General features: G+C 39.2%; 2 protein-coding genes. Both read left to right on the top strand.

Annotated features, from left to right (window positions below; translation table 11 throughout):
• On the top strand, positions 1-1,025 hold a 1,025-nt coding region (gene tet / locus QI30_RS18675), incomplete at its 5' end, for a Tet(L)/Tet(K)/Tet(45) family tetracycline efflux MFS transporter (RefSeq protein WP_126992070.1).
• Positions 1,026-1,594: 569 nt separating this feature from the next.
• Positions 1,595-2,439 (top strand): plasmid recombination protein (locus QI30_RS18680; protein WP_126992071.1); only part of this gene is annotated, 845 nt, incomplete at its 3' end.

A 2,439-nucleotide genomic window follows, 5' to 3' on the forward strand; every position in this document is an offset into this window, starting at 1 on the left:
CTGCATTTCCAGCACTCGTAATGGTTGTAGTTGCGCKCTATATTCCAAAGGAAAATAGGGGTAAAGCATTTGGTCTTATTGGATCGATAGTAGCCATGGGAGAAGGAGTCGGTCCAGCGATTGGTGGAATGATAGCCCATTATATTCATTGGTCCTATCTTCTACTCATTCCTATGATAACAATTATCACTGTTCCGTTTCTTATGAAATTATTAAAGAAAGAAGTAAGGATAAAAGGTCATTTTGATATCAAAGGAATTATACTAATGTCTGTAGGCATTGTATTTTTTATGTTGTTTACAACATCATATAGCATTTCTTTTCTTATCGTTAGCGTGCTGTCATTCCTGATATTTGTAAAACATATCAGGAAAGTAACAGATCCTTTTGTTGATCCCGGATTAGGGAAAAATATACCTTTTATGATTGGAGTTCTTTGTGGGGGAATTATATTTGGAACAGTAGCAGGGTTTGTCTCTATGGTTCCTTATATGATGAAAGATGTTCACCAGCTAAGTACTGCCGAAATCGGAAGTGTAATTATTTTCCCTGGAACAATGAGTGTCATTATTTTCGGCTACATTGGTGGGATACTTGTTGATAGAAGAGGTCCTTTATACGTGTTAAACATCGGAGTTACATTTCTTTCTGTTAGCTTTTTAACTGCTTCCTTTCTTTTAGAAACAACATCATGGTTCATGACAATTATAATCGTATTTGTTTTAGGTGGGCTTTCGTTCACCAAAACAGTTATATCAACAATTGTTTCAAGTAGCTTGAAACAGCAGGAAGCTGGTGCTGGAATGAGTTTGCTTAACTTTACCAGCTTTTTATCAGAGGGAACAGGTATTGCAATTGTAGGTGGTTTATTATCCATACCCTTACTTGATCAAAGGTTGTTACCTATGGAAGTTGATCAGTCAACTTATCTGTATAGTAATTTGTTATTACTTTTTTCAGGAATCATTGTCATTAGTTGGCTGGTTACCTTGAATGTATATAAACATTCTCAAAGGGATTTCTAAATCGTTAAGGGATCAACTTTGGGAGAGAGTTCAAAATTGATCCTTTTTTTATAACAGGAATTCAAATCTTTTTGTTCCATTAAAGGGCGCGTTTATTGAAGAACGAAGATCGTCATTTGACGGTCTTTTTTTTCGTCTAAAAGCTGATGAGCTGCAGAACGAAAAACGTGGCATTCGTCAACGGTAAATGTCTGACTGACCAACGGGAAGGAATTTAAGGAGTTGACGAATTTCGCAAAACCCGAACCCTCTCGGCACGTCAAAAGGCAACACCTTTTGACCTGCCTACCGGCGAGGGAGCCCCCTCAAAATTGAGGGGGATGGGGGAGTTTTTGGAGGGGGTCGAGGGGAAACTTTTCCCTCGTGGGTTTGGGCAACGCCCAAGGTCTTTTCTTTTGATTTTGATCTTGGGGAAACTGTCACGCCAGAGTGACAGACCCCTGCTTTTACCCTCGGAGAGCCTTTTCATTTTGCACATGGAGCGCAGCGCAGTGTCAAAATACAGAAAAGGTTACTTTGGCAAAGTAACAAACTGTCTGGTACACTCATAGCAAGTGAGGTGATTCGTCATGAGCATGTCGGTTTCGCTCAAAAAGGCGACCAATAAAACCAACATCAAACACAATAATCGGACCATGAGTGACAAGGATAAAGAACGGAATTCACACATTGATGAATCTCGTTCGCACGAAAATGTGTACCTCGTTCAGAAGGATTTGAAAGAACTGTATCAAGAAGAATTTGGCGAAGCGTTGGAAAATTACAATGCTAAACAAAAACGCAATGACCGGAAAATTGATGATTACTTTAAGCACATCCAATCCAGTAAAAAAACGGCGCTTCAGCAGGAAATGATTGTTCAGGTGGGAGACTTATATGACTTTCCTATGCGAAAGGATTATGAGAAAGGAAATGAAATTTTATTAGAGTGGTTCGAAGATTTTGAGAAGCGAAATCCGAATTTAAAAGTATATAATGCGGTCATCCATAATGACGAAGCTACTCCTCATATGCACTTGAATTTTGTTCCGGTTGCGAGCGGCTATAAGCGAGGACTTGAAAAACAAGTGTCGTTTGACCGTGCGATTATTCAACAAGATCCGGCGTTGGATAAAACTCGCCCGTTTGATGATTGGCGGGAAAAAGAAGTCCAGTTGCTAGAAGAAAAATTATTGGATCGTGGAATTGAGCGGAAATTGGTTGGCACGAATTCATATAAAGACGTGAATGAATACAAGGAAAAACAGGACTTATTGAACGAAATTGCCGTGTTAGAGGGGAAAGTCGATGAAAAGAAAAATGAGTTTTTAGCGATTAGCAAAAATGTTCCTGATAAGAATTTGGTGCTGAAACCAAAGCGAAAAGAAATCAAAACCGAAGTCGTTCCGAAAATGTTCGGGAAACCGGAAATCCA

Origin of the sequence: Candidatus Kurthia intestinigallinarum, assembly GCF_003991225.1 — a bacterium.
Taxonomy (GTDB): domain Bacteria; phylum Bacillota; class Bacilli; order Bacillales_A; family Planococcaceae; genus Kurthia; species Kurthia populi.